Source organism: Lactiplantibacillus paraxiangfangensis (assembly GCF_036246185.1).
GTDB lineage: Bacteria > Bacillota > Bacilli > Lactobacillales > Lactobacillaceae > Lactiplantibacillus > Lactiplantibacillus paraxiangfangensis.
The window spans coordinates 1-17,033 of the sequence record NZ_BTPW01000040.1 but is presented as its reverse complement, the minus strand read 5'-3'; the positions used below and the strand labels follow the sequence as shown (position 1 = coordinate 17,033).

Sequence of the window (17,033 nt, the reverse complement as noted above, 5' to 3'; positions counted from 1 at the left end):
TTAAACAACCGGCTACGGCGGTCATTGAACTATCGCTGCCCAGCCGATCTAATGCCTGAACTAGCTTAGCAACTAGACCACTTCTAAGAATAGATTCTTAGTGTTGCACTTGATTTGACAATTGAGGTACTTTTTAAATTCCCTTTTGTATCAAATTCATTGCCAATGTACAATCCCGGCCGAGTACCAGCTTTATAGTTCCTATCGGTGCTAAGCACCAACAAATCCGGGAAATGTTCTGCTAGATAACTCTTGCCTGACATTGTGTCGCCCCAGATAAAGAAATTATGTGGGGTAATATCTGGCTTAATTGGTTCATTTTTAGGCATCGCCATCATTTTCTAATCAGTCCTTTCATCTTTGCTTGAAAATAGCTCCATCCGGGCTTGTAACCGTGTAGTTTTGCGTAAGCTTTAATCTCGGCATACGTTTTCAACTCTCCCGGTGACTTATCGGCCACGGCAGATTCAGCATTGTTTTCAGCTATCTTCTTGGCCAATGCCAATCGTTTGTTGGCTTCTACCTTTTTAAGCTTGACCGTTTCATCGGTCTCAATAATCTTCTCTTCACCTAATGCCGCACCACAGAATGGGCAATTATCGCCCTTGCGATAAAACGTTGCGAAACATTCCGGACAAACTGACACGGATTTAATCGGTTGGCCATTGCTTGACTTACTGTGCTTATCACGGCTGGCTAGCGTCCAATCCCGGTCAGTGGTCGGCAGTCCGAACCGCTCAACGTTGTTAACGTGATCAATGATTATTGCCCGTTTGCCTTCCCTTGGATTCATTGATCGCATGGCAAACTGCAGGTAAAGCGATAGCGATTGAGTTGGCCGCAGCATGATCACACAATCCACATTTGGCAAGTCCAAGCCTTCCGTAAATAATTCGGCATTGGTCACTACTTGAATCTTTCCAGCCCGATAATCTGCAACAATCCGCTTACGGGCAGCTTTATCAGTCTTGCCACTCACGGCCGCTGCAGTTATCCCAGCTTCGTTAAATGTATGAGCTAGTCGTTCTGCACTGGCCACGTTATAGGCATAAGCAATGGCTTGCTTGCCGGCTGCCAAATTCAAGTAATGCTTCACGGCATTCCCATAAATCTTCGGCTTCACAGCTTGCTCAATGCTAGCTTCATCAAATTCACCGTTGCGTTTCACCTTTAGTTGGCTGCTATCAATCTCTTCTGGAGCATAATAATCGACTGGTGCTAAAAATCCGTTAGCGATTAGCCAGCTTATCGGCTTACCCATGATCATGTCATCCGCAATCAGGTTCAATCCCTTGCCGTCCATCCGCCATGGTGTTGCCGTAAACAATAATTTAAGCGCGTCTGGGAAACTGTTAATTATGCGTTGGTAAGAGTTCGATAGTGCATGGTGGGCTTCGTCAATCATGATGATAGCCGGTGGTAACAGCTCGCTGACATGCCTAGTGATGGTTTGCACCATGCCGAGCTTACATAACCGCATGTCAACACCGTCATCAATAAACGTCTTACGGGCTTGCTCAAGGATTTCTCGGCGATGAACGATGAATAATACTGGATTGCCTTTAGCGGTCGCCCTGCGTGCTATATCAGCCATAATCACTGTTTTACCAGTTCGTGGTGGGGACTGAACTACGATTGAATGGTGGCCATGAATCGCTGAGCCATATACTGCGTCCACCGATTCTTGCTGGTAGCTCCGCAGTTTAAATGTCACTTAATCGTCGCCTTTCGATTAGTCTCCAGATGTGCACCGGCCACTTGCCCGCCATCTTTCAACAGCCTATAAATTGCATTAGTGTCAGGCTTCGACACACTGGTAACTTTCACGTATTCGGCCGGTAATTTACTTTCATCGTCAATCACCGTTGACGCCCGATAATTGCGAACCGACACAATATGTTGGTCAGTGGTCATTTTTTTAATTTCAGCTTGATCCAACACGTCAGTCACATAGCTGTTCAACCGCTTATTCAGGTTTTCAAGTCGCTTCTTTTCTTCCTGCATCGCTTTAATTCGCTTTTTCATAAATTCAATGTCGGCAGTATTGTCGTCCATCCAGCTTGCGATGTTGTCAACTTTTACTTCCATTGAATCTTTAAGAGAATCCAATGTGTCAACCAGTGTTTCTGGTTCTAAATCTTCACGATTGGATAGCTGCTGATAATTTGTCGCCATTTCATATAATTTCATTTCTGGTCACCCCACTTAATTACCATTTCGGCATTAACCATTCGCTCGCCATCGTGGCCACAACTTTTATAGAGTTTGTCAAGAGTGGCGTAACTCTTCGAAAGAGCTTCCCCAGTCTCTAAGTGAGTCTGCTGACACGTGTAGTCCATATTTTCAGTAATCATATATATTAAGCCCCGCATATCATATACTTGGCCTAATTCGTATTCAGTAACTGGATATAATTCTTCTCGTTTATCAATAATTTTCATTGCTCGTCACCCCCGATTACACCTAGTTCAATTAATTCATCCTTAGTTGGCTTGTCGTCATCGTCTGGTGGTTCTAGCCACTGATCATAATTTTCAATCATGGTTTGCTGGCCATTCACTTCCGGACAGTCGTGAACCGTCGACCTTTGGAAAGTTAAAACCTTCATCATCGGTGTTAAGCTGATCGATAATTGACAACCATAAAGTCGAATGCCGAACGACTTTCTGAAAGAACTCATCGCCATCCGTATAGCTTTCAATCAGTGACGTTTTGTGACAATTCAACCAGTAACGATTTCGGTTCTTATAGATGAAAAACAAAATGTTATGCAGATAGTCTTTATCCATATCTTGAACACGGGTAATAGTGCCGTCACCAGTCATCCAATCCGCGTTATTTAAAATCTTTTCGGTATATCGAAATTTCATATTTACTCACGCACCTTTTCTTTAACGCCAATCTCATCTAAAACAGCTTCCGGGCTTAATACACCCATCAGCCAAGCTAAAAATTCCATTGAATCTTCATAGAAGTATTTGTAACCGAGACACTCACAGTAAGTGTCACCGGGCTTAATGATTTTTTTGTTGAATGTTCGCATCATCCTTCACCTCTCGTTTTCCGAGTTCAGCAATCTTAGCTAACTTTTCACCATATGGTTGCCGTTTCAGAACACTGAGTAAATCATTGAATTCTTCATCCGTGAACTGGAAATTTTCATAAGCCAATTCACCTTTTGAAACCGTATCATCAACAAAGTAACTTCTACCGGCGCTGCCATTCTGATACTTACAATAGGCGACCACGTCATTATCAAGATCGTTTGAATCAATCCCGATAATGACATTCCATTTTTTATCATTCTTCATCATTGAGTTATTCATGATCTGCACCTCGTAAGTGGTTCATGGCATCCTGCCGGGCTAGTTTTCGATACTCTTGCCATTTTTTGAAGCGATAAGTGGCCAAGCTTACGTATCCAGCCGGCGTCCGCATTAATTTACTTTTCCAGTACTTCGCTTTAGTTTTATAGTTATTCATGGCCTAACCATCCCTTCAGTTGTTGCCAAAATGTCAATTGTGGCTTACGATATACCCGTAATTTAATTTGATTATCTTTTAACCTGGTACCTGTGACTGGTTGCACCCGGTCATAGGTATTTTTTAATTTAGTCATCTTTGACCTCCTGTTTGATAGTATTCAAGTCAAATGTGAAGTCCTTGTTGTATTCATCAATTTCAGATTGGGTAAACTTCATGGCTTTATTTTTGTGGCGAGTTGTCTTGTTCATGTCGGTCATTAAGTACCAAGTATCTCCTAAAAAATTTGTCCAGATTGGAAATACATACTTTTTCTCAGATTTACGCTCATCAATCGGTGTCATAGCTAACTCGGCTGCCAACATATAAAGTTTGTGGCTAAAGGGCAATGATTCCAATGAACTGCCGCCGGTTCGCATGTCAAACTGTTCCGTTCTAGATATGTCAATCGTTCCCTTGCCTTTATAGGCTACTTGAGTAAAGAAAGCGGTTTGTTCAATTCGAACTTGATACTTGCTACTCAGTGCCTCAACTTTTCGCTTAAATTCACTGTATTTCATTGTTTAGTCCTCCTCGTAAGAAACGGCTGGTAGGATAAAGTGCCACTTACCATCATCACTGTCTTCTGGGAAACGAACATCAATGCCATTGCCATCAAGTTCATCTAAGAACCAATCGCGGTACTTCTTTGTTTCTGGCTTAATGATTTCAGACGTATAGTTTGAAAACTTAATTACCGAAATCAATTCTGATTCATCATCCATTTTTTTCTGCAATAAGCTGTAATGATCACGAAACCGTAGGGCTGCTGGTATTTCGTCTTCGTTATACATAACTAATCTCTCCTTTAAATTCCAAACCAATTTTTAATTTCACGTCGCTTAAACCACAAAGCAGTCAACATACAACCTATAAGTGCACCTTCAATCATTGTTAGCCACCTCTTTTGATAACCCAGCCAGTCCATACTTCGATGCAAGCTCGTCATCAAATAGAAAGTTGTATCGCTTTTTAATTTGTTCGGGTGCGTCTATGCCAACTATGCTCAACTCTCCATCTTTGGCAATTGCGTAATAGCTAGCACCATAAAGATTGTTGAAGACAAACTTACCTGGCACTTTTATTCTGAATTTCAATTTATTAACCTCTTTCCGTTACCACGGCAATTCTTCCCAGTGACGGTCTAAGAACTCGGCCATTACACTAGCTTTAAAACGCCATGCGCTGCCTCTGCCTTTATGGACTAACTGGCCTTTTTGTTCCATCGCACCCATCTCACGGCTATATCGTGGGTTCTCAAGAATGTATTTTTTTAGCCAATCAGTGGATTTATTTCCACACCAGCTTCGAAGCATGTCCATCGTCCATGTTCGGCCAGTAAGTGATTCTCCTTCATAACCATGCGTATCAACTGGAACGATTTTCATGTTGTCGTCAAGTTCAATCTGAATAGCTTTAGTTGGTAGCATTACGATTTGACTCATATTCAGTCACCGTCCTTCTCATCAATGATTTCAATATTCTTAGCAGCATATTCAATAAATCGTTCAACCAGTCGTCCCATGGGAATTCCGGTTTCGTTTTTAATCTCACGAACGATATCGAGTACACTATCGTTCACAAAAACTGGTTTAACTCCTCCAGAACGACCATTGTCTGTCTGGCGCTTTAAAACTAGTTTTTCAGACATTACTTTTCATCTCCTTCGGTTGGCCGAATTTTAAAAGTTTCGATGATGCTGAGAACCAAAACGTTGGCTGCTGGCGAATGTTTAGCACCAGATAACACTTGCGTCATATACATTTTTCCAACGCCACACGTGGTGGCCAAACTTGTAATACTGATGTTGTGATCATCAATGTACTTTCGAATTAATTCACGTCCTGCTAATGTTGTTGGCATTAAATACACTTCCTTTCTAATAAGGTATAATTTAATTAATTCAACTAATCGAGGTAATGCAAAATCAACGAAATAGTCCACTGGATTCTGAATCAAATATCAACTCAATGGATTGCAATTATTACTGCTGTAGCTGGATTTATAGTTTGGAAAAATGATCATGCCAAATTAATTGTGGAACCAGATAAAGTATCAAAATCTGTAGCTGGAATACTTTTGGATGACGGACGTTCAATCATTAACCGAGAACATAGTATGCAGCACATTGCTATGTGGATGATTAATCCATCGGCAAACGACATAAGTTATTTTGACTTGCGAGTAGTATTAGACACTGGTGAAGCTGATTACTACACACCAATTAAATTTAGTCATTCGAATAACCTAAAAGGTGCAAATGCTGAAGCATTGATTCCTATTGAAGATGGTGCAATATCCAATGGATTAATCGCCGTGTCACTTCCCAAAGCCAACTATGGAACCGTACCAGCACATGGTTTCGTGCAACTTGATTTGGTCTTCCATGCTGATCAGCCAAGTAAAAATGAGATGATTGTAATGAAGCTCGCACAGTCTCACAATCTTTGGAGCCACATTCGGCACTCCCGCCGGGCACCAAAATGGCTACGTCCGAAGATGGGGTATCCATTTTCTGAGACAAAAGAAGTTGCTGCGTCTTTTCAGGTGAAAGCAGTTGAAAAATTGGAGAATCCAGAGTAGCTTTATTGCGGTATTTTTCTGCATCGCCATACGATGCAAACATTTCAGGATAACCTAGAATAAAGTATTCTTTTACTTGTTTTCCTATAACCCACACCTTCTTTAACATCCAGCACATTCAACGATTAGCAACCCATATTTTTCAGGGAATTTAATATCGTGATGCGTATACTTACCAACGACTGAGAACTCTTGGTAAGCCCCTGCCGTCACATATTGAATTCCTTTTCTTTTGGACAATTCTTGAATCAAATCCTCTGTAGAAAATTCAGCAATCTTCATATTCGTTTCACCTCCTCTGTTTATGTATGTAAGCCAATTAGATAACTAATACAAAAAGTTTTAATTCTTATTGATTATTTTACGCAAATGTTTTAATATTAAGGCATAGTTAAATATGCCTATTTAAAGCCATTACTAGACTTCAAAACGTTGGGGAACGCCATTTGATTAGTCAAGTTGATGCTCTTTAATATTGCGTGTTTGGTTATTCAATTAGCTTACGAAAGTAATATTAAACTATTTGCATAATTTTATCAAGCTATTTTACGCAAATGTTTTAATATTCTTTTGGGAAACAAGAGGAATGCTGTAATGACACTGTTTGAGCGCATTAAGTTTCTTGCAAAAAAACAAGGTAAATCTGTTAATGATGTAGAAAATGACCTCGGATATTCTAAAAACACTTTATATCGTTTAAAGAAAACTAATCCAAGTGCCAAAAAGTTAGAAGAAATTGCCGACTATTTTCAAGTGTCTACAGATTATCTTTTAGGACGTGAAGTAAAGTCTCCTGATTGGGCTACTGAATCAGATAAAATCGACCTGGACAAGTGGCTGCAGTCAAATGTTCCTATGGGATTTCAAGGTATGGATATGGACGATGATACCAAAATCAAGGTTCGTGCTTTCCTTGAAGGTGTGTTCTGGGAGGATAAACAAAAACATCAGGATGATAATAAAAAGTAGGTGTTGTTGATGAGTAGTTACAAATTGTATCTACAAGTTCATCAATTAGCCGATAGATTAGGAACATCCGATCCTTTCACGATTGCGGAAAACTTAGGTTATCATTTTGAATACGCAGATTTGGGATGTCTCAAAGGATTATGCACTACTGCCAGCAGTGGTGACGTTTATATTGGCTTGTCAGATGAATTGAAAGAATCACCAGAGAAATATACAGTTATGTCACATGAATTAAAGCATGGCTTAGATCATACTTCATGCACTGCCCTTTATACTATTGGTAATAATTGGGAAGGTAAAATCGAACGCGAAGCTAACTTATTTGCTTGCAGTCAACTTACGGCCCTCTTTAAAGAACAGTATGGTGAACGTCCACAAAACTTTAAAGATATGCAGGTTGCTTACGGTTTACCAGACGAATTTATGGATTTAATGATCAATTAAAAAAACGACCCACTGCCGGTAACAGTGAGTCGCAAAAACCAATGATATTGATTTACAAATATAATTATATCATTGGAGGAGTTTTAATTGAATATTCGAAAGGTAATGACAGTCGGTACCGTCTTACTATTGAGTATCACCCTGGGGGCTTGTGGTAATAACAGTAGTTCAAGACATAGTTCTTCATCATCAAAATCAGAAAAAGTTCCTGGGCCACTTACTAAGGTTGGAACCTACACCAAAGATAGTAAGTCTGGAAAGATTACCTTAATGTCGATTAAGAAATATCAGAATAAAAAAATTAAAACAAAGGGGGCAACCTATTATTTTAAAGACGCTAAATTGTTAAAAATCGAAACCACTGCTAAGGATCAACGTGCTGACGATGCTAGCAATTTTGGCAAGTCCCTATCAGACACTTATTATGAATATCAGCTTGAATATTCTCTTAAAAACAATAGTAAAAGTACGGTGTCCTCAAATGGGGCAGAGTTAATTACACCACAGGGAAATCAAGTATCTTCAAATAAAGGATCAATCGATGGACTCGTAGGCGAAACAATTCAGTCAGGCGCAAAGAAATCGGCAATTTTACAGGCAATTGCTAAAAAAGACGACATTAAGAATTTATCAAAATATAAACTAGTTTCGGCAGAATTGTATAAGAATGGCGGTAATTATACCGTCACAGATAAACCGACAACTTTAAATTTCAACAAATAAAAAAGCGATATCCCCCACCGACCAAAGTATGGGATATCGCAAACCTGAACTATATACTAAACGGGACTAGTACGCCCTTTTTAGCTCCTTTAGTATATCATATTGGAGGAAAATATTATGGCATCAATTATGAAACGTGGTAAGTCGTGGCAAATCAGATCAAGTTATATCGATGCTCACGGTAAACGTAAATTTAAATCTAAGGCTGGTTTCAAAACTAAAAAAGAAGCTCAGTTGTATATTACCGAATTAGAAAAAGAAAAGTCGGTTGACCTATCACTTACTGACACCACTTTTAAAGGCTATTTCGATGAATGGGCAGCTACCTATCGCCTACCTAATATCGTCAAAAGCACTGCTCGCTGGTACAGTGTGACCAGTAATGAAATTGAAAAGCACTTTGGTTTAACTGATATTCGAGATATTACCCGTCGTGATTACCAAACCTTCATCAACAAATACGGCAAACACAAGGCCAAGGGATCCGTAAAAAAGCTTCATTCACTCATCCGAGCTTGTGTTCAAAACGCTGCCTATGAAGACGTTATTCCTAAAGATTTCACCAAGGGTATTATCTTGACTTACAATAAATCTCGGACTCGCAAGGTCGATTATTTGAACATGGATGAACTGCATAAGTTAGTGACCTACTTATTAAATGATTTAACCCCACGTTATACGTCCCGCTACATGATTTTAACCGCTCTTTATACTGGTGCCCGTCTTGGCGAAATTATGGCCCTTACCTGGGATGATATTAACTTTAATTTTAAGACCATTACAATTAATAAAGCTTGGGCTTATGAAAACGGCGGCGGTTTTAAACCGACTAAGAACGAGAGCTCTAATCGTGTCATTCGTGTAAATAATGAGTTCCTTAAGATTATCAAGGAATTGAAGGTTAATAATTCTAAGATGGTGTTCATGAATCATATTGGTACCATCCCATCCTCTAGTGCCGTTAATAAGACCCTTAGGAAGGCACTGAAGGATTTAGATATTAACAGAGAAGGATTTCACTTTCATAGTCTTCGTCACTCCCACGTTGCGTTTTTGTTAGCAAACAATGTCGATTTATACGTTATTTCCAAGCGCCTTGGTCATTCCGAAATGGGAACCACTTCAAATATTTATGCATATTTAATCGAAGAATATAAGGCGCGTTATGACGATCACATCGACGATAGTCTAGAAAATCTGACTCTAACTTCCACAAAAAAAAGAAAAATAAATTAGCGTGCACATGATGTGCACAACATCGTCTGAACCCCAGTGGTATCAGCACGTTCCATGCCCACACGTGACATATATGGGTGTATTAGTCACCGTTCAGAAATTAAGGAATCCCGCTAAATCAACGTTTAGCGGGATTCCTTTTGTACTAGAAAGACATAGTCGGTGAAATAATTTGTAACCATTTTGACCACGGGCCCATTTTTGACCACTTTTTTAAATATTCATTTGAGTGGATATCGTCATAAATTGTTTTCTAACAAACCAAGTTATTTGGTAGTAAAAGTCTCCCTCCCAATCAAAGATTATGCCAATGCATAACTTATTTATTTCAGTGAATGCCGAATTATTACCGGATTGGTCACCACTATTTTGATTACCGTCCCCATCGCCATCAGCAAACAGCTGTAAGTTCAGTTTTAGTAACTTTTTCATGTTATAAATCCTCCTACCCACGTATTTCTGATAAATCAGGCCGCAAAAAAAGCACCCCATGCATTGCCATACAGCCCCACACATTGTGCTAATCATTCCCGCAGCATCTTTATTAGACCCACGCATGCTATTAAGTTTGAGTAGTTTAGAGACTTGCTGAGGTCAAATAAAAAGCCATCAGTAATGTAATTGCCGACAGCTCTACTTAAGATTACTTGGCCGATTGTAAACTCGATCAATATCCTTTAGTTCAATTTGTATTGTTTCCCAGTCTTGTGGTCCATCACCAACATCCGCCAAAAAATGTGTCTCGTCAAAGACTTCAACAATTCCGGCAGTTCGACCGTCTTTTAAAATGACATCATCAAACTCTTTAATGTCCATCTCTTGCCTCCTCGATATAAGCAGTGGTCATACGTGTTGAACCATGATCATCAATCCATCCGACCAACATATTAGTAGCACGATTATCCTTATCATAAACAATAATGTTTTGCTGGTAAAGTTTGCCTTGCTTATTACTGCCTTTAGCAATAGCGGGATACTTTGATGCTGAATCCATAATAATATTTTGCAATTTTTGATAATTATCGGCATTAATTCCTAATTTCGATACAATCAAACTGCCTTTAGACCATCCTTTTTTACTTATAGAATTAAATAGATATTTCGTAAACTTAGCAATTGGCAAATCCAAATTATCTAGATTTGGTAATGCTAGTTCTGGATGATTTTTAAGCCTATTCTGTCGCAAATAATCCAAATGTAAATTGCACCAGTCTTTAGTCCTATTATACTTCATCTCTTGAATCTTATCGAAGTCTGGCATGTGTTTCTTGTCAATAAATTCAGACATCGCATCATACAATTCTTTGTCCGGACGAAAGTGAGCAACATTGTAATTTAATGCTGTAATGTTGTTCTCACCGTATTTATCAACGAGAGCCTGCTTTCAATCACGATAAGTCGCATTTGCCTTAAGCTTAATAGTCCCGTCCCGCCACTAATCGGATTGTTAGCAGTGCGCTTCAGCTTGTACGGACTGCTCGGCAAGTATATGACGGCTATCGTCCGGCAATTTGGGTGAAACGGCGGGAAGGTTAATCCCATCACGGCTCGTTCAACGTCCATCACTTTGCCATCAATGTCCCGGCAAAACTTAGATGTTCGCATGTCTAATACGGCTACTAGTTTGTACTACTTAACACCGCGTTGCTTCCAACTGTCGAGGTTGGTCTTATTATGGAAGTAGTTCGCTTCCGTGCGAATCAACGTCTTAGCTCGTGTCCATCCCCACACCGAATTCATCCGCCAACGCTTTAGCCATGTCACATTCACGCATACCGCTCATTTGTTGCGCTGTAAACAGTTCATTAACGCGTTCGGCAAGCTTGTCGGTGTTATGCCAAATTCTTTGTGAAAAGTTGCGCCCATACCACGGCGTATCGAGCGATGCCTTAACATATTTAACGGATAGCTCTTTAAATCCATTAACTGCTGGATCAGGTTGCATATTAACTGTGGTAATCTCTTTGCCAGTCTTTGAATCCGTAATAACATACTTTCATGGCTTTCTGCTTATCGTAAAGTTTAACAACTAAGCCGTCCTTACCTTTATGGATGTCTTGCACTAGCGACCAATCAATCTGATTACTCGGCTTTAAGTAGATATCAGCAACGTGTTTTTTGACTGGGTTATCATCCGTATCAAGGAATACGATACCGTCTGTGTCCTGCACCAGCTCTTCATGTACCTTGTAATCAAGTACGTCGCCCAAGTTAGCAAATGCCTGCTTGGCGTATTCATTGGCAATGTCCTCGGCGGTCACGAGCAGATCAGTACGTCGCTGTCGCTTCAACTCGGCAAGCTGCGTTTTTATGCTAGCATTCGCCAGCATTTGCGTGTGCAGTATTCCAATCAGCTCCATACGCTTGCTGGTACGCCCAAGTTGCATTAAATCGCTGCAAATAAAAGAGGCAGAACAACTTCTGCTTTTCAGTCAGCTCGTTGTTTGCCTCTAATTCATCTACTATTTTAGGTGCAACCTTGGGTGCATCCTTTTTTTGGTTGCACTTTTTGGGATGCAGTTGCATCCTTTTTCCAATGGTCACGGGTGCGCCATGACTTAAGCGTTCCAACCGGTACGTCGTACTTAGCAGAGATGTCTTTGTATTTCATCCCAGCTGAGTAGTCCTTGCCGGCCTGTTCTCGTTTATCCATTACATATCACCACACCTCCGACAATTCTTTGTCACATAATCATTTCGCTTTCCCCCAAAAAATAAAGAACACTTTGAAAAGTGCTCTTTGATTCTTTATATACTAGTAATATAAATCACATTACTTTCGAATTGTACTTCATACAAAAAATCCTTTTTTTCAGAATAATAAATATATCCGCCGATACCCTTTTTCCCCTTCTCAATTGAGTCATCTTCCATATAGTCACTCATATGTTCAGACATAAATTCTTGATCTGAGCTGGGATTTACCCATTTAGGTAAAGTAACAGTCACTTGATAAATCACATTATTATTTTTAAATACCATAAATTCAGTACTCGTTTCAAAAGGAGAATCATCTTTTTGATCATAGGTAATAAAAGTATCATCTTCACGAATTTTTTTCATATCCGTTGGATTAATAACCGAATGCACTGCATTCTTCTTTAAAGAATGTGTTTTATTAAAAAATAAATCTAATAAGGTCATTGTTATATCTTCCGCTGCAAATATAACAAATCTCGCTTCCACCGATGTAATTGGCTGAGCCCTAACGGCCGATCCGTGCGAAACTGAAGTTAGATTTCTTAGCTTGCCTATCTCCGTAACTAAATCAGTTAGTTTACTAAAGACTGTCTGAAATTGTTCTTTCACTGATAATTCTGAGCTAAGAGAGGATAAAGCGCCTTTAATTAAGCTATTTAATCCTAAATATCTATCTTTATCAATTTCTTTATCATTCAATGATTTATATATCCACTTGCAAGTAGACTCAATCATACTACGTGCATAATTGACAGAATCACCATAGCGTTTTTCATTATAACTATCATTCATTTCAGAAAAACGCTCATCAATTGCTGCAACTCCAAAACTATCAATCTCGGGTCTCAAAACCTCACTGGGATGCCTCATGTTATCACCACATTCTTAATTAGATTAACCTAACTATACAAAAACTCCCACCACAAAGCGAGAGCTAGTTTGAAGTGTTATTGCTAGAGAAGCATGGTACTAGATTCGTTTAAAGCCCCAATCGTTTGAATTTATCAAGTGCCTTGTGCCTGATTTTATCATTTTTGTATTGGATTCTCTGTTGATTCTTTACCGCCTTGCCCATTCCACAGTCAACATGCTCCTCAAATCCACGGAATGACCAATCATAGTCTTGTGCAACACGTTTATAATCTTCAAAAACGCGATTCGTCCAATCATCCCTCCGTATTTGACTACAGAATAAAGGGCACCCCCATATGAAGGTGTCCCATCCTAGTCGGCTTACCCTACCCCGGTTACCAACCATCTCATTCTATGGATTGAGCTGGCCTTGAACCGAGCTTCTCCGGACTGATCCGGTGTTTTTCCTTAAACTACCAATCCCCGCGTCACTCTGATTTCAGGACGACTTTATCATCTCAACCAAGGACCCGATGAATTTAAGCTTCGGTTACTCACTAGCTCGATCTCGTGTACAAGAATCTTACCCCTGCTTTCACCTTCCATACACCTTGGACAATATCGCCGACGGGCTTCGAACCCGTATCACATTGTGGCTTACCAATTAGATCACAGCGACACCCATATGTCTGTAATTAATCGGAATGGCTCTAACCCCCCACTCATTTACGCTATCAATATACCATCTATAACAAGCATTGTCTGGACACAAATTCGATTTCAATTATTACTCAATGAGTGTACAACTTTTTCAATATCCTTTAGCTCGATATAGATCGTATACCAATCACTGGGACCACTTCCAATATCGGCCTCAAACTGATTTTTATCAAACACTTCCACAATAACAGCAGATTGACCATCTTTTAAAATCACGTCATCGTATTGTTTAATCTTCATATTAGCCTCCGTTATACACACCATTGTTATTCACACGGTTTCAGCATGCCCATGCTTATAGGTTTTTCCTCTGTCAATCAATTTTCCCCTAAGACACCTATCCTTGCAATACGGCTAAACAACCTTTATTGTTGAATTCCGCTTCACAGCATGTTACAAAATAACGCTCTGTTTCTCAGCATATTCATCAACCTACATCGCTGTTTTCCTTTAGCGGTTCCGTGACAGCCTTAACCAGTAGTTTCTGCAACCTTGATATTGGCTATCGGCATGGAATAATTGAAACGACAACGGGTCCTCACTTTCGTCGTCATCTTTATCATCCCTTCAATATTATTGAAATTCCAACACTTCATCGCCTCATCAAGCATTCTTCCTTATATTTACAGAGGCCATTGTCAAGAAACTAACCATCCTAATTATGTCAACTAATCACTTTATGTACTCCCAAATAGTGCTAAAATTATAATGTTAAAATTATTGAACTGTTAAAAGAGGAGTTTTTTTTCGATGAGAAAAATGGGGAAGATATTTTTAGTAGTCGCCATCTGTTTTTTGGCAATGTTTACGGTAAGTACAACTGCATCCGCTAAAAGGGTCGGGTATTCATATAGTCGCCTTCCAAAAGGAATGTTAGGAAAATGGTATACCTATACTAATTTTGGCTATGGGAAAAAGAAAATTCACAAAATGCATTTAACTAATAAGAATCTGCGTAAATATAAGAAACACAAGGTTTACAATGAAAAAAAAGCACTGAAGACCAGTAAATATTGGACAGCCACACAAATTGGTAAATACCACGGCTATCGTTGGATTCATACGTATGGTTGGCAACAATCAGCAGGTGATGGTGACTATTATAACTTACATAAATTCGGCAAACATAAGGTGCTTACAGCAGCTGGTGGTGCACGGATATGGGTAAGTGCCCATTATTATCGCAGCAAATCTGTCGCCAAGAAGATGGGCACCAAGCATTACCGCAAATTCATTTATTATCCTGATTTATGGTAATTGTAAGAATTTTCATTTGAATATTAAAAAGACCAGTTTTTAACTGGCCTTTTTTAGTACGATTCATACTACCAATGTGTTTGTCTGTCCTACAAAGTTGGCCGCAAAACGATCTCATTGATATCAACATTATCCGGCTGCTCAATGGCGAAAAGAACGGAAGCCGCAATATCTTCAGGACGCAGTTTCGGAACGCGTTCTAAAATTGCGTTTCTTTGATCTTCAAAAAAGCCCGTCTTCACAAACGCCGGAGACACCATCATCGTTCTAATATGCGCTTTTGCTTCTTCTGCACGCACCCCGTCCACAATTGCCCGGACGCTAAACTTTGTACTGGCGTAAACCGTATTATTTTGACCTATTTGATGACCCGCCGTCGAATCGGTCGCAATAATTTGACCGCCTTGCTGTTTTTCCATCACCGGAATGACAGCCGCTAGCCCGTACAAAACGCCCTTAACGTTGATGTCGATCATCTTTTCCCACTCATCAACTCTAACTTCATTCATCGGTGCAAAGCTCATCACGCCCGCATTTAAGTCTAAAACATCAATTCGGCCATACTGTGCTAACGCAAAATCAATTAAAGCTTGAACCTCAGTCTTGTTACTAACATCGGTTACCTTATAAATTGCCTGACCACCCGCCTGCTGAATTGTTTCAGCAGTAGCTTGTAAATCTGCTTCTTTACGCGCGGCCAAAACAACTTGATGACCGTGACTGGCTGCAAGTAATGCCGTTGCCTTACCGATGCCACTAGTTGCACCAGTAATAATGATTGTTTTTACTTGTTGCAAAGCATTCGCCTCATTTATTTTATTTCTGGAAAGTAACGCCGTGCATAGTCATTCATATCATCCAAATATGAATCAATGTTTTTGGACGTTACAGGGCCAATTGTATTCGTTGCCACTTCTTTTAGCCAGCCATAGTAACTGTCAGCATCCTTGTTCTTACGAATCATCTTTTGCATATTCTCACGCGCATAATTACTAAACTCATTATCGATCTGTTGCCGAATCGGCCGAATGTATTTGACCGCACTTCTGGGCCCCTTCCCATTCAGTAACTTATCAGCTTCAACACTGTACGTTAAATATTCTTGAACCCGTTCGACTAATTCTTCCCTAGTGTACTCAAAATTAATAAAATCTAAAAATGCATTCATGTATTCATACCTCCAAACCCTAACTATACAGAAATCCGCGTTGTTAAGCGAGGGCTAGTTTAATACTTACAACATTTGAAGCCCCAGCTGCGGCCATCATCCAGCCTATATTTAGTTTCCATCCGTCGCTAATTTTCATGACTACCGGCAACTATCTATTGTATTTCTCAGAGGCTAAAGCTATGCTTAAATAAGTTTCAACTAAAAAAGTATTACGGGGAGCATTTTTTATGAATAAACAAACGGGGTTCAAAGTATTGGTCTTAGCCGCAGTCCTTACCACGGGTGTAGCGACCGTACCTACTAACGCCAGCGCAGCAAAATGGCACAAAGGCACACCTAAAGTCATCCGTGGCACCTATCAAGGCAAACGGACTTCAGCCGCTGAAGGCTTTGGCTACGTCTACAAAGTAACTAGCAAATCCTTCATTCAACAATACTCAAACATGTCACAAGAGAAGAGCACTAAAATTAAGTACAAAAAGCTTAAGGGTCACACCTACCGCCTAGTCGGTCATACACAGAAACGCGGGATGGTTCTTGGAGGTAAATTTGACTCCGTCGTTTACCAAAAAGGCCATAAACTTGCTTTAGATAGCTACAAATCTTACAAGAAACATGGCTATAAGTATTTAAAACGCCAACTCAAAAAGAATCCCGCTAAACTAACTAAAAAGATCAAGGGTAACGGTCGGATCGTTAAAGACTAAAACCCGAAAGTCATTGTCAGGATGCTATAGTCCCCTTAAGGTTGACAGATGAAAAACAATAATTCATCTATCAATGCTTAAGGGGATTTTATTATGCCTAGAACTAGATTTACACCTGAAGAAAAGTTAGCAATTATCATAGGTTTATC

At 39.8% G+C, this 17,033-nt stretch carries 31 protein-coding genes and 2 pseudogenes; 7 read left to right on the top strand and 26 right to left on the bottom strand.

Going from position 1 to position 17,033, the window contains the following annotated elements; all coding sequences use genetic code 11:
• Positions 1 to 334: 334 nt before the first annotated feature.
• The 14 genes from AAA939_RS14460 to AAA939_RS14395 all read right to left on the bottom strand — a co-directional run bounded on the left by AAA939_RS14460 (position 335) and on the right by AAA939_RS14395 (position 5,385).
• Positions 335 to 1,714 carry a DEAD/DEAH box helicase gene (locus tag AAA939_RS14460; RefSeq protein WP_338231027.1) on the bottom strand — a complete coding sequence of 460 codons (1,380 nt, stop codon included), beginning with the start codon at positions 1,712 to 1,714 and terminating at the stop codon, positions 335 to 337.
• Complete coding sequence (locus AAA939_RS14455; protein ID WP_338231025.1) at positions 1,711 to 2,190, bottom strand: siphovirus Gp157 family protein; 480 nt, start codon at positions 2,188 to 2,190, stop codon at positions 1,711 to 1,713. Before AAA939_RS14455 ends, AAA939_RS14460 begins: the two co-directional genes overlap by 4 nt.
• Positions 2,187 to 2,441, bottom strand: a complete 255-nt coding sequence (locus tag AAA939_RS14450) for a hypothetical protein (protein ID WP_338231024.1) — start codon at positions 2,439 to 2,441, stop codon at positions 2,187 to 2,189. Before AAA939_RS14450 ends, AAA939_RS14455 begins: the two co-directional genes overlap by 4 nt.
• A gap of 93 nt (positions 2,442 to 2,534) precedes the next feature.
• Positions 2,535 to 2,870 carry a hypothetical protein gene (locus tag AAA939_RS14445; protein WP_338231023.1) on the bottom strand — a complete coding sequence of 112 codons (336 nt, stop codon included), beginning with the start codon at positions 2,868 to 2,870 and terminating at the stop codon, positions 2,535 to 2,537.
• Positions 2,871 to 2,872: 2 nt separating this feature from the next.
• Positions 2,873 to 3,046, bottom strand: coding sequence for a hypothetical protein (locus AAA939_RS14440; RefSeq protein WP_338231022.1), 174 nt, complete (start codon positions 3,044 to 3,046; stop codon positions 2,873 to 2,875).
• A complete protein-coding gene (locus tag AAA939_RS14435; protein WP_338231021.1) occupies positions 3,015 to 3,326 on the bottom strand; it encodes a hypothetical protein in 312 nt (103 codons plus the stop codon). Before AAA939_RS14435 ends, AAA939_RS14440 begins: the two co-directional genes overlap by 32 nt.
• Positions 3,319 to 3,483, bottom strand: a complete 165-nt coding sequence (locus AAA939_RS14430; RefSeq protein ID WP_338231020.1) for a hypothetical protein — start codon at positions 3,481 to 3,483, stop codon at positions 3,319 to 3,321. Before AAA939_RS14430 ends, AAA939_RS14435 begins: the two co-directional genes overlap by 8 nt.
• Entirely contained in the window at positions 3,476 to 3,619 is a 144-nt protein-coding gene (locus AAA939_RS14425) for a hypothetical protein (protein ID WP_338231019.1), read from the bottom strand. The genes AAA939_RS14430 and AAA939_RS14425 overlap by 8 nt, the downstream gene beginning before the upstream one ends.
• Positions 3,612 to 4,043, bottom strand: coding sequence for a hypothetical protein (locus AAA939_RS14420; RefSeq protein WP_338231018.1), 432 nt, complete (start codon positions 4,041 to 4,043; stop codon positions 3,612 to 3,614). Before AAA939_RS14420 ends, AAA939_RS14425 begins: the two co-directional genes overlap by 8 nt.
• Positions 4,044 to 4,046: 3 nt before the next feature.
• Positions 4,047 to 4,316, bottom strand: a complete 270-nt coding sequence (locus tag AAA939_RS14415) for a hypothetical protein (protein WP_338231017.1) — start codon at positions 4,314 to 4,316, stop codon at positions 4,047 to 4,049.
• A 90-nt stretch (positions 4,317 to 4,406) separates the two neighbouring features.
• Positions 4,407 to 4,619, bottom strand: coding sequence for a hypothetical protein (locus AAA939_RS14410; RefSeq protein WP_338231016.1), 213 nt, complete (start codon positions 4,617 to 4,619; stop codon positions 4,407 to 4,409).
• An 18-nt stretch (positions 4,620 to 4,637) separates the two neighbouring features.
• Positions 4,638 to 4,967, bottom strand: coding sequence for a DUF771 domain-containing protein (locus AAA939_RS14405; RefSeq protein ID WP_338231015.1), 330 nt, complete (start codon positions 4,965 to 4,967; stop codon positions 4,638 to 4,640).
• A gap of 2 nt (positions 4,968 to 4,969) precedes the next feature.
• Positions 4,970 to 5,173 (bottom strand): hypothetical protein, encoded by a 204-nt coding sequence (locus AAA939_RS14400; protein ID WP_338231013.1) that lies wholly within the window; start codon positions 5,171 to 5,173, stop codon positions 4,970 to 4,972.
• Positions 5,173 to 5,385, bottom strand: a complete 213-nt coding sequence (locus AAA939_RS14395) for an XRE family transcriptional regulator (protein WP_338231012.1) — start codon at positions 5,383 to 5,385, stop codon at positions 5,173 to 5,175. Before AAA939_RS14395 ends, AAA939_RS14400 begins: the two co-directional genes overlap by 1 nt.
• Positions 5,386 to 5,559: 174 nt before the next feature.
• On the opposite strand from AAA939_RS14395, the gene AAA939_RS14390 reads away from it, so the two are divergent.
• Entirely contained in the window at positions 5,560 to 6,105 is a 546-nt protein-coding gene (locus AAA939_RS14390) for a hypothetical protein (protein WP_338231011.1), read from the top strand.
• A 102-nt stretch (positions 6,106 to 6,207) separates the two neighbouring features.
• Here the strand turns inward: AAA939_RS14390 and AAA939_RS14385 are convergent, their stop codons facing one another.
• Positions 6,208 to 6,387, bottom strand: a complete 180-nt coding sequence (locus AAA939_RS14385) for a hypothetical protein (RefSeq protein ID WP_338231010.1) — start codon at positions 6,385 to 6,387, stop codon at positions 6,208 to 6,210.
• A 312-nt stretch (positions 6,388 to 6,699) separates the two neighbouring features.
• Between AAA939_RS14385 and AAA939_RS14380 the strand changes: the two genes are divergently transcribed.
• The 4 genes from AAA939_RS14380 (at position 6,700) to AAA939_RS14365 (ending at position 9,477) form a co-directional block, all read left to right on the top strand.
• A complete protein-coding gene (locus AAA939_RS14380) occupies positions 6,700 to 7,074 on the top strand; it encodes a helix-turn-helix domain-containing protein (RefSeq protein ID WP_338231009.1) in 375 nt (124 codons plus the stop codon).
• A 9-nt stretch (positions 7,075 to 7,083) separates the two neighbouring features.
• Positions 7,084 to 7,518, top strand: a complete 435-nt coding sequence (locus tag AAA939_RS14375) for an ImmA/IrrE family metallo-endopeptidase (RefSeq protein WP_338231008.1) — start codon at positions 7,084 to 7,086, stop codon at positions 7,516 to 7,518.
• 87 nt (positions 7,519 to 7,605) lie between these two features.
• Positions 7,606 to 8,241, top strand: a complete 636-nt coding sequence (locus AAA939_RS14370) for a hypothetical protein (RefSeq protein ID WP_338231007.1) — start codon at positions 7,606 to 7,608, stop codon at positions 8,239 to 8,241.
• Between the two features lie 117 nt (positions 8,242 to 8,358).
• On the top strand, positions 8,359 to 9,477 hold the full coding sequence (locus AAA939_RS14365) for a site-specific integrase (protein ID WP_338231006.1): 1,119 nt from the start codon (positions 8,359 to 8,361) through the stop codon (positions 9,475 to 9,477).
• Between the two features lie 213 nt (positions 9,478 to 9,690).
• On the opposite strand, the gene AAA939_RS14360 is transcribed toward AAA939_RS14365, so the two are convergent.
• The 9 genes and pseudogenes from AAA939_RS14360 to AAA939_RS14325 all read right to left on the bottom strand — a co-directional run bounded on the left by AAA939_RS14360 (position 9,691) and on the right by AAA939_RS14325 (position 13,989).
• On the bottom strand, positions 9,691 to 9,909 hold the full coding sequence (locus tag AAA939_RS14360) for a hypothetical protein (RefSeq protein WP_338210968.1): 219 nt from the start codon (positions 9,907 to 9,909) through the stop codon (positions 9,691 to 9,693).
• A gap of 201 nt (positions 9,910 to 10,110) precedes the next feature.
• Positions 10,111 to 10,293, bottom strand: coding sequence for a hypothetical protein (locus tag AAA939_RS14355; RefSeq protein WP_338210970.1), 183 nt, complete (start codon positions 10,291 to 10,293; stop codon positions 10,111 to 10,113).
• A complete protein-coding gene (locus AAA939_RS14350) occupies positions 10,283 to 10,765 on the bottom strand; it encodes a DUF6883 domain-containing protein (RefSeq protein WP_338225990.1) in 483 nt (160 codons plus the stop codon). Before AAA939_RS14350 ends, AAA939_RS14355 begins: the two co-directional genes overlap by 11 nt.
• 47 nt (positions 10,766 to 10,812) lie before the next feature.
• Positions 10,813 to 11,094, bottom strand: a pseudogene (locus AAA939_RS15265) (hypothetical protein); the annotation flags it as partial.
• 91 nt (positions 11,095 to 11,185) lie between these two features.
• On the bottom strand, positions 11,186 to 11,422 hold the full coding sequence (locus AAA939_RS14345) for a hypothetical protein (RefSeq protein ID WP_338210974.1): 237 nt from the start codon (positions 11,420 to 11,422) through the stop codon (positions 11,186 to 11,188).
• A gap of 1 nt (position 11,423) precedes the next feature.
• A pseudogene (locus tag AAA939_RS14340) lies at positions 11,424 to 12,003 on the bottom strand (terminase small subunit).
• Positions 11,945 to 12,130, bottom strand: coding sequence for a hypothetical protein (locus AAA939_RS14335; protein WP_338210988.1), 186 nt, complete (start codon positions 12,128 to 12,130; stop codon positions 11,945 to 11,947). The pseudogene AAA939_RS14340 and the gene AAA939_RS14335 overlap by 59 nt, the downstream one beginning before the upstream one ends.
• Before the next feature lie 95 nt (positions 12,131 to 12,225).
• The gene (locus AAA939_RS14330) at positions 12,226 to 13,047 is read right to left on the bottom strand and encodes an abortive infection family protein (protein ID WP_338231005.1); all 822 of its coding nucleotides are present in this window, start codon (positions 13,045 to 13,047) and stop codon (positions 12,226 to 12,228) included.
• Positions 13,048 to 13,809: 762 nt separating this feature from the next.
• The gene (locus tag AAA939_RS14325; RefSeq protein ID WP_338210978.1) at positions 13,810 to 13,989 is read right to left on the bottom strand and encodes a hypothetical protein; all 180 of its coding nucleotides are present in this window, start codon (positions 13,987 to 13,989) and stop codon (positions 13,810 to 13,812) included.
• A gap of 510 nt (positions 13,990 to 14,499) precedes the next feature.
• On the opposite strand from AAA939_RS14325, the gene AAA939_RS14320 reads away from it, so the two are divergent.
• Positions 14,500 to 15,006: a hypothetical protein gene (locus AAA939_RS14320; protein WP_338210980.1), complete on the top strand. Its 507-nt coding sequence runs from the start codon at positions 14,500 to 14,502 to the stop codon at positions 15,004 to 15,006.
• Between the two features lie 89 nt (positions 15,007 to 15,095).
• Here the strand turns inward: AAA939_RS14320 and AAA939_RS14315 are convergent, their stop codons facing one another.
• Together AAA939_RS14315 and AAA939_RS14310 are read right to left on the bottom strand one after the other, a co-directional pair.
• Positions 15,096 to 15,803: an SDR family oxidoreductase gene (locus AAA939_RS14315; protein WP_338210982.1), complete on the bottom strand. Its 708-nt coding sequence runs from the start codon at positions 15,801 to 15,803 to the stop codon at positions 15,096 to 15,098.
• A gap of 14 nt (positions 15,804 to 15,817) precedes the next feature.
• On the bottom strand, positions 15,818 to 16,174 hold the full coding sequence (locus tag AAA939_RS14310) for a hypothetical protein (RefSeq protein ID WP_338210984.1): 357 nt from the start codon (positions 16,172 to 16,174) through the stop codon (positions 15,818 to 15,820).
• Between the two features lie 230 nt (positions 16,175 to 16,404).
• Between AAA939_RS14310 and AAA939_RS14305 the strand changes: the two genes are divergently transcribed.
• Positions 16,405 to 16,884 carry a hypothetical protein gene (locus tag AAA939_RS14305; RefSeq protein ID WP_338210986.1) on the top strand — a complete coding sequence of 160 codons (480 nt, stop codon included), beginning with the start codon at positions 16,405 to 16,407 and terminating at the stop codon, positions 16,882 to 16,884.
• Positions 16,885 to 17,033: the final 149 nt, after the last annotated feature.

Bases quoted from the DNA above. Each gene is read 5' to 3' on its own strand.
- AAA939_RS14355 (WP_338210970.1), bottom strand. From the start codon at position 10,293: ATGGACATTAAAGAGTTTGATGATGTCATTTTAAAAGACGGTCGAACT.
- AAA939_RS14305 (WP_338210986.1), top strand. From the start codon at position 16,405: ATGAATAAACAAACGGGGTTCAAAGTATTGGTCTTAGCCGCAGTCCTT.
- AAA939_RS14350 (WP_338225990.1), bottom strand. From the start codon at position 10,765: ATGTCTGAATTTATTGACAAGAAACACATGCCAGACTTCGATAAGATT.
- AAA939_RS14435 (WP_338231021.1), bottom strand. From the start codon at position 3,326: ATGAATAACTCAATGATGAAGAATGATAAAAAATGGAATGTCATTATC.
- AAA939_RS14455 (WP_338231025.1), bottom strand. From the start codon at position 2,190: ATGAAATTATATGAAATGGCGACAAATTATCAGCAGCTATCCAATCGT.
- AAA939_RS14450 (WP_338231024.1), bottom strand. From the start codon at position 2,441: ATGAAAATTATTGATAAACGAGAAGAATTATATCCAGTTACTGAATAC.
- AAA939_RS14385 (WP_338231010.1), bottom strand. From the start codon at position 6,387: ATGAAGATTGCTGAATTTTCTACAGAGGATTTGATTCAAGAATTGTCC.
- AAA939_RS14395 (WP_338231012.1), bottom strand. From the start codon at position 5,385: ATGCCAACAACATTAGCAGGACGTGAATTAATTCGAAAGTACATTGAT.
- AAA939_RS14325 (WP_338210978.1), bottom strand. From the start codon at position 13,989: ATGAAGATTAAACAATACGATGACGTGATTTTAAAAGATGGTCAATCT.
- AAA939_RS14375 (WP_338231008.1), top strand. From the start codon at position 7,084: ATGAGTAGTTACAAATTGTATCTACAAGTTCATCAATTAGCCGATAGA.
- AAA939_RS14420 (WP_338231018.1), bottom strand. From the start codon at position 4,043: ATGAAATACAGTGAATTTAAGCGAAAAGTTGAGGCACTGAGTAGCAAG.
- AAA939_RS14400 (WP_338231013.1), bottom strand. From the start codon at position 5,173: ATGTCTGAAAAACTAGTTTTAAAGCGCCAGACAGACAATGGTCGTTCT.
- AAA939_RS14345 (WP_338210974.1), bottom strand. From the start codon at position 11,422: ATGCAACCTGATCCAGCAGTTAATGGATTTAAAGAGCTATCCGTTAAA.
- AAA939_RS14430 (WP_338231020.1), bottom strand. From the start codon at position 3,483: ATGAATAACTATAAAACTAAAGCGAAGTACTGGAAAAGTAAATTAATG.
- AAA939_RS14425 (WP_338231019.1), bottom strand. From the start codon at position 3,619: ATGACTAAATTAAAAAATACCTATGACCGGGTGCAACCAGTCACAGGT.
- AAA939_RS14405 (WP_338231015.1), bottom strand. From the start codon at position 4,967: ATGAGTCAAATCGTAATGCTACCAACTAAAGCTATTCAGATTGAACTT.
- AAA939_RS14360 (WP_338210968.1), bottom strand. From the start codon at position 9,909: ATGAAAAAGTTACTAAAACTGAACTTACAGCTGTTTGCTGATGGCGAT.
- AAA939_RS14310 (WP_338210984.1), bottom strand. From the start codon at position 16,174: ATGAATGCATTTTTAGATTTTATTAATTTTGAGTACACTAGGGAAGAA.
- AAA939_RS14365 (WP_338231006.1), top strand. From the start codon at position 8,359: ATGGCATCAATTATGAAACGTGGTAAGTCGTGGCAAATCAGATCAAGT.
- AAA939_RS14440 (WP_338231022.1), bottom strand. From the start codon at position 3,046: ATGATGCGAACATTCAACAAAAAAATCATTAAGCCCGGTGACACTTAC.
- AAA939_RS14445 (WP_338231023.1), bottom strand. From the start codon at position 2,870: ATGAAATTTCGATATACCGAAAAGATTTTAAATAACGCGGATTGGATG.
- AAA939_RS14320 (WP_338210980.1), top strand. From the start codon at position 14,500: ATGAGAAAAATGGGGAAGATATTTTTAGTAGTCGCCATCTGTTTTTTG.
- AAA939_RS14335 (WP_338210988.1), bottom strand. From the start codon at position 12,130: ATGGATAAACGAGAACAGGCCGGCAAGGACTACTCAGCTGGGATGAAA.
- AAA939_RS14415 (WP_338231017.1), bottom strand. From the start codon at position 4,316: ATGTATAACGAAGACGAAATACCAGCAGCCCTACGGTTTCGTGATCAT.
- AAA939_RS14330 (WP_338231005.1), bottom strand. From the start codon at position 13,047: ATGAGGCATCCCAGTGAGGTTTTGAGACCCGAGATTGATAGTTTTGGA.
- AAA939_RS14380 (WP_338231009.1), top strand. From the start codon at position 6,700: ATGACACTGTTTGAGCGCATTAAGTTTCTTGCAAAAAAACAAGGTAAA.